We start from the raw sequence: 402 nt of genomic DNA, 5'->3' as shown, positions 1-402 counted from the left end.
CTCAGAAACTGATTCTGTTTTCAGTTTCTGCCCGCCTTCTTTCCTGCTGAAAACCTAAGTTCCACTAAACGGTTTCCACACGCCCCCTGTACCGTTAGTTTCCCCCGTTCCGGTCCCCGGTCTTCTTTCCCGCCATCCGTCCTCCCCGCTTTCCTGCTGGTTTTCTCTGGCTAAAGTAATTAAAAGCAAGTTTAACATAAAGGGTGAAGGCATTTTCGAAAATGGCTTCACCCTTTAATGTAAATCCCCACACCATTTAACATCAACCCTGAAGGCATTTTCAAAAATGCCTTGACCTTTTACTGTTAATCCCCACATCAGTTACTTGAAATGTCTATACCATACTCTGCACTAAATACCAAACATTGTCTCAATCAATCGCTTCTCTGCCCTTCCTTTTTC

This window comes from Clostridium sp. MCC353, from assembly GCF_018785315.1.
In the GTDB taxonomy this organism is placed as follows: domain Bacteria; phylum Bacillota; class Clostridia; order Lachnospirales; family Lachnospiraceae; genus CHH4-2.
The sequence above is the reverse complement of the archived record's forward strand: the minus strand, read 5'-3'. Positions refer to the sequence as shown.